This window comes from Candidatus Polarisedimenticolaceae bacterium (assembly GCA_036376135.1).
Taxonomy (GTDB): Bacteria; Acidobacteriota; Polarisedimenticolia; order Polarisedimenticolales; family DASRJG01; genus DASVAW01.
Window position 1 is genome coordinate 1 of record DASVAW010000004.1, and the last position, 6,226, is coordinate 6,226.

6 protein-coding genes are annotated in these 6,226 nt (G+C 70.2%); 1 reads left to right on the forward strand and 5 read right to left on the reverse strand.

From position 1 onward, the window contains the following. The 5 genes from VF139_00320 to moeB all read right to left on the reverse strand — a co-directional run. Positions 1–1,080 (reverse strand): DcaP family trimeric outer membrane transporter (locus VF139_00320; GenBank protein ID HEX6849819.1); only part of this gene is annotated, 1,080 nt, incomplete at its 3' end. Positions 1,081–1,108: 28 nt separating this feature from the next. Then, the gene (locus VF139_00325) at positions 1,109–2,713 is read right to left on the reverse strand and encodes a mechanosensitive ion channel family protein (GenBank protein ID HEX6849820.1); all 1,605 of its coding nucleotides are present in this window, start codon (positions 2,711–2,713) and stop codon (positions 1,109–1,111) included. Positions 2,714–2,743: 30 nt separating this feature from the next. Continuing rightward, entirely contained in the window at positions 2,744–3,568 is an 825-nt protein-coding gene (locus tag VF139_00330; protein HEX6849821.1) for a hypothetical protein, read from the reverse strand. 65 nt (positions 3,569–3,633) lie between these two features. Further along, positions 3,634–4,059 carry an OsmC family protein gene (locus VF139_00335; protein ID HEX6849822.1) on the reverse strand — a complete coding sequence of 142 codons (426 nt, stop codon included), beginning with the start codon at positions 4,057–4,059 and terminating at the stop codon, positions 3,634–3,636. Positions 4,060–4,080: 21 nt separating this feature from the next. Beyond that, on the reverse strand, positions 4,081–5,202 hold the full coding sequence (gene moeB / locus VF139_00340) for a molybdopterin-synthase adenylyltransferase MoeB (GenBank protein HEX6849823.1): 1,122 nt from the start codon (positions 5,200–5,202) through the stop codon (positions 4,081–4,083). A 79-nt stretch (positions 5,203–5,281) separates the two neighbouring features. On the opposite strand from moeB, the gene VF139_00345 reads away from it, so the two are divergent. Then, the coding region (locus tag VF139_00345; protein HEX6849824.1) for a sialidase family protein at positions 5,282–6,226 on the forward strand (945 nt) is incomplete at its 3' end.

The following is a 6,226-nucleotide window of genomic DNA, read 5'->3' on the forward strand; positions in this document are numbered from 1 at the left end:
GGTCGGGTCGAGCTCCCACTCGCCCTTGATCTGGCGCAGCACGGCCGAGGCCTGGAGGTGACCGATGTCGCGGACCTTCCAGACCGCCCGGCCGACGAGGTCGGGCACGAGATTCACGCCCTGGCCTCCGGTCAGGGAGACCTCCGGGGCTTCCGCGGCGACGGCGAGGGCCACGCGCTCGCCCGCGGGCCAGGTGTAACGGAACTGGGGTTGCCGGATCACGTTCTCGCCGTTGATCCCCTCGAAGTCCAGGTCCTCGTGATCGGCGGCGGGATCGGAGAAGGTGGACCAGGTCTGTCCGAAGAGGATCCCGCGGAACTCCGCGAAGGCGTGGCGGAGGCGGAACGACGTCCGGCTGCCGCTCCCCGACTCGCCGAAGAAGTCCCCCTCCAGGAAGACGCGCATGTACCCGGCGCCGCTGGGCGTGCGGACCTCGACGTTGAAGCGGCTCGTGTTCGCGGAGAAGGTGGTGCGTTTCCCCGTCCCCGCTCCCGCGTCGTCCGGCTCCACGGGGATCGAGTTCGTGATGAACCGGTCGTCGGAGCCGAGGGGATCGAGGGTCACGACGGCGGCGGTTCGGATCCTGCCGCCGAACTTGATGGCGCTGTCGGTCCCCGGGATGCGGATCGAGCCCGGGAAGTAGCCGGCGGAGACCACCCCCTCGGGGAGCTCCGGGGGTTTCTGCATCTCGGCCTCGACCTTCTCCAGGCGCTCGGCGAGGGCCTGCTGCTCCTGGATGGCGGGGATCTCCGCGGCGACGGCTTCCAGCTCCCGGGTCAGCTCGGCGAGACGGACCTCAAGCTCGGCGAGCCTCGCCTCCCGGACCGCGGCCGCGGCGGCGTCCTCCTCGATCCGGGCCTCCTGCGCGGCGATCCGGGCGGCCTGCTCGGCGAGGAGCCGATGCTGCTCGTCGATCAGCGCACGCTGCTCCTCGATCATCTTCAGGAGTTGGGTGGTGGACGGCTTGGGAGGGGCCTTTCGCTTCGCGGGCGCCTTCGCGGGCGCCTCTTCGGCGCGCATCGGCGGGGCGCCGAGAAGGCCCAGGACCAGCAGGAGACATCCGGTGACCACCCTCGGCATGGCCGCATCGTACGTCAGGCGGTCGGTTTCACGCCCCCGCCGCCGGGGGCGGCGCCGGCGCCTCGTGCCAGCGCTCCTTGGGGACGACCTTCGGCTCGGCGGGGTCCCCCTCGTAGGCGGGGGTCATGATCTGGATCCCGTATTCGTTGAAGACGTCCTGGATGTTCCGGTGGAGGTCGGCGTAGGTCCGCGCCATCACGGCGGGGTTCTCGGTGTACACGTTCAGCTCGTAGGTCACGGCGAAGTCGCCCAGCGCCGTCTGCAGGACGAAGGGCTTCGGCTCGGGGCGAAGCCCCGGAGTCCGCTCCGCCGCGAGGAGGAGCATCGCCTCGACCTGCCGCCACGGGACCTCGTACCCGATCCCGACGTTGGTGTGGAGGATCAACCCGTCGCGGCGGGCGACCGAGCTGAAGTTCACGATGTTGCCTCCCAGGATCGTGGAGTTCGGGACAATGACCTCCTCGTTGGTCCTCGTCCGGATGTGCGTCACCAGCAGGCGCACGGCGGTGACCACGCCCTGGTGGTCGTCGACCCGGATGACGTCGCCGACCTTGAACGCACGACGGTAGGTCAGGGAGTACCCCGCGATCATGTTGGAAATCGCCGAGGACGAACCGAGCGAGAACATGAGGCCCAGGAACAGCGAGACCCCCTTGAAGGCGCCCGAGTCCGATCCCGGCAGGTAGGGGTAGGCGACGACGAGGGCGAAGGCGAGCACCAGGATCCGCACGATGCGGAAGGTCGGCGAGGCCCAGTCGGCCTCGAAGGACTCGAAGGCGATCGCCCCCGATTCGATCTTGTTGAAGAACAGCTTCAGGAGCTTCAGCGCCCATCGCGTGACGAAGACGAGGATCACCAGGAAGACGAGGCTGGGGATGTAGTCGAGGACCCCGCTCCCGATTCTGCGGAGCGGGTCCATCACGTACGAGAGGAGCCCCCGCGAGACCGCGCGCGTCCAGGGGAACAACTCGAGGGAGATCTGGACGGCGGCGAACACGGAGACGAGGGTCAGCAGCAGGTGGAGCGTGCGGATCGTCCGTCGGAGCATCGCCAGGAGCCGTTCGGCGTCCATGACGGGGAAGGACCGCATCCTTAGGGAGCGGATCCGCTCGCCGTAGCGCCGCTCCAGCCACGATTCGAGCCCGCGGAACAGGCGCCGCAGGACGAACAACACGAGCGCGAGGATCGCCGCGGTCAGCACGGCGTAGCCGGCCGAGCGGGCGAGGGCGCGGGGCTGCCGGTCGCCGCGGAATCCGACGATCGCGTCGCGCATCTGCTCCGAGAAGAGGCTGGCCACGATCGTCGCGTCGACGCCCGCCAGTTCGGCGTCGGGCGCGCCCACGACCATCAGGGGGCGTGGGCCGAGGGCGATCTCGAGCCCCAGCTCGACGGGCTTCGTCGTCAACGACTCGATCGGAAGCGAACCGTCGCGTGCCGCGTCCACGATACGCGCGGAAATCCGTCGCGCCCGGTCCGATGCCGCGAGCGACGCGACGCCCCGGACGCGGAAGCGCTCGACGCCGTCCACGACGACCGGAGCGGTCTCCACCACCTCCGGCTCCGGTCCGTCGGGCGGCGGCGGGACCGCGGCGGCCGGCGCCGCGAGGAGCATCGCGAGGGCGAAGGCGATCATGACGGGACCCCCCTCCGGGCCGCGGCAAGCTTAGAACGGAAACGACAGGTAGAGCCGGATCCCTCCGAAGATCTCCCCGAACTGCCAGCCGAGCCCGACCCAGGGGATCTCGAGCTTGCCGATCGCCATCACCGGGTCGGTCGAGAAGCTGACCCCCAGCTCGTACCCCCCGTCGACCTCGTAGGGCTTCTCGCCGAACCGCTCGATGTCGAGTCGCGAGTAGCGGCGCACGATCCCGAACAGGCCGCCCTCCGCCCTGCGCCGTCCGAGCGAGAACCCCAGCGGCCTCCGCGCGTCGAGCCCCACCTCGAGCTTGGAGTAGCTGTCGAAGCTCTCCCGCGAGCGCGACGGCTTCTTGTAGATCGCCGAAGACCCGACGGTCAGCTTCGCCACGCCCGGGCGATAACGCCCCACCGCGCGAAGCCCGGTCCCGTAGAGGACGTCGCTCTCCCCGCTCTCCGAGTCGGTCCCGATCCCGACCTCGGCGAACGGCTTGAGCACCCAACGATCCCCGACCGGGACCTCGAACTCGACGCCGGGGATCACCGACGCCGCCTGGATCCCCTCGACGAACTCGTCGAGCTCGTCGATCGCCTCGACGCGGTACGACCCGAGCGAGACGGGGAAGGTGAGCCGCAGCCCCCAGGGACGGTCCTCGAGGCTGCGCAGACGGTACGAGAGCGGGATGCGGTAGATCTGGAAGGAGCTGGCGGTGACGTCCTCGACCTGGGCGCCGTCGAGATCGGCGAACAGGATCGGGTCGAGGTCGGCGTCCTGGGCCCGGGCCCGAGGGGCGGCGACCGCCACGAGGCAGCCCGCGAGCGCGAGTCGGAGCGGCACCTGGAGCAGCCTCACGGCGCCTCCCGGACGGACGAGGGGGGGAGTATAGGCTCGCCCGCCCGGAACACGGCCGCCGTCGTTCAGCTCTCGAGCTTCGCGTCGAGGGTGATCTTCGCGTTGAGCAGCTTCGAGATCGGGCAACCCGTCTCCGCCGCGCGCGCCGCGGCGCGGAAGGCCTCCTCCGACGCCCCGGGGATCGTGGCCCGCAGCTCGAGGTGGGATTCCGTCACGGCGAATCCGCCGTCGACCTTGTCGAGCGTCACGGTCGCCCGCGTGTGCAGCCGCCGCGCGACGATCCCCGCCTTGGCGAGCTCCGCCGAGAGCGCCATCGTGAAGCAGCCCGCGTGGGCGGCGGCGACCAGCTCCTCGGGGTTGGTCCCCTGACCGTTCTCGAATCGGGTCGCGAACGAATACGGGGTATCCGCGAGGACCCCGCTGTCGGTCGAGACCGAGCCCTTGCCGGTGCGGAGATCACCTTCCCAACGTGCGGATGCGGAACGCTTCATGGGGCCTCCTCGGGTTTGCGGTCAGTATCTCGGCATCGACGGGTCGATCGCCTTCGCCCACGCGTCGACGCCTCCGACCAGCACGCTGACCCGCGTGAACCCCGCGCGCCGGAGCATCTCGGCGGCGTGGAACGCCCGCGGCCCGTGGTGGCAGGTGACGACGCAGGTGCGGGCGGAGTCCAGCTCGTGCAGGCGGGCGGGGAGCTCCCGCAGCGGAACGAGCGTCGAGCCCGGGATCCTGGCGATCGCGAACTCGTGCGGCTCGCGGACGTCGAGCAGGAACAGCGGCTCCCCCGCCTCGCGCCGTTCGTGGAACGCCTCGACCGTGAGGGTCGCCGGCGTCGGCTCCGTCTCGCAGCTCGCGACCTCGTCCCTGGGCTCCCGGATCGTGGGGCGCTCGCCGCACACCGGGCAGTTCGGGTCCTTGCGGACGGCGATCTCGCGGAAGACGAACCCGAGGGCGTCGAACAGCACCAGCCGGCCGACCAGGGAATCCCCCTTCCCGAGCACGAGCTTGATCGCCTCGAGGGCCTGCAACGAGCCGACGATCCCGGGGAGGACCCCGAGCACGCCTCCTTCCGCGCACGACGGGACCATCCCCGGGGGCGGCGGCTCGGGGAACAGGCACCGGTAGCAGGGGCCGCGGCTCGCGTCGAAGACGCTCACCTGCCCGTCGAACCGGAAGATGCTCGCGTAGACGTTGGGCTTCCCCGCGATCACGCAGGCGTCGTTGACGAGGTAACGGGTCGGGAAGTTGTCGGTCCCGTCCGCGACGACGTCGTAGCCGCCGATGACGTCCATCACATTGTCGGCCGACAGGCGCAGCGCGTGCGGCACGATGCGGATCGAAGGGTTGATGCCGTGCAGCCGCTCGGTCGCCGCCTCGAGCTTCGGCCGCCCGACGTCGGAGGTCGCGTAGAGGATCTGGCGCTGCAGGTTCGTCAGGTCGACGTCGTCGAACTCGACGATGCCGATCGTCCCCACCCCCGCCGCGGCGAGGTACAGCGTGAGCGGCGACCCCAACCCCCCGGCCCCGACGCACAACACCCGCGCGCGTTTGAGCCGCTCTTGTCCTTCGAGGGTCACCTCGGGAAGGAGAAGATGCCGGCTGTAGCGGAGGATCTCGTCGCGCGACAGCGTCATGGGACCATGCTACGGCATGCGGGTCCCCCTCCGGCAAGGTCCCGCCTTAGACTCCGTCGGCTTTTCCTCGGAGGACGCGATGAGCCGCATTCGGGTTCTGGTGGGCACGCGCAAAGGAGCCTTCATCCTCACCTCCGACGGCGCACGCCGCAGTTGGGACGTCGCCGGACCGCACTTCGCCGGATGGGAGATCTTCCACCTGAAGGGCTCGCCGGCGAACCCGGAACGGATCTGGGCCTCGCAGACGAGCAGCTGGTTCGGCCAGGTGGTGCAGCGCTCCGACGACGGCGGGAAGTCCTGGGACGCGGTCGGGAACACCTTCGCGTACGACGGCGTCCCCGGCACCCACCAGTGGTACGACGGCTCGCCGCACCCGTGGGAGTTCAAGCGGGTGTGGCACTTCGAACCGTCGCGCGTCGACCCCGACACCGTGTATGCCGGCATCGAGGACGCGGCGCTGTTCCGATCGACCGACGGCGGGACGAGCTGGCACGAGCTTTCGGGCCTGCGCGGTCACGGCTCCGGGTCGAGCTGGATGCCCGGCGCGGGGGGAATGGGGCTGCACACGATCCTGCTCGACCCGAGCCGCGCGGAGCGGATGTTCATCGCGATCTCCGCGGCCGGGGTGTTCCGCACCGACGACGGCGGCGCGACGTGGCAACCGAAAAACCGGGGCCTGAAGTCGCAGTACATCCCCGACCCCGAGGCCGAGGTCGGGCATTGCGTGCACCGCATCGCGATGCACCCCTCCCGGCCGAACGTCCTCTTCATGCAGAAACACTGGGACGTGATGCGCAGCGACGACGCGGGCGACTCGTGGCGGGAGATCAGCGGCGACCTTCCCACCGACTTCGGGTTCCCGATCGACGTGCACGCGCACGACCCCGAGACGATCTACGTCGTCCCGATCAAGAGCGACTCGGAGCATTTCCCGCCCGAGGGGAAGCTGCGCGTCTACCGCAGCCGCACCGGCGGCAACGACTGGGAGCCGCTCACGAAGGGACTCCCCCAGCGCGACTGCTAC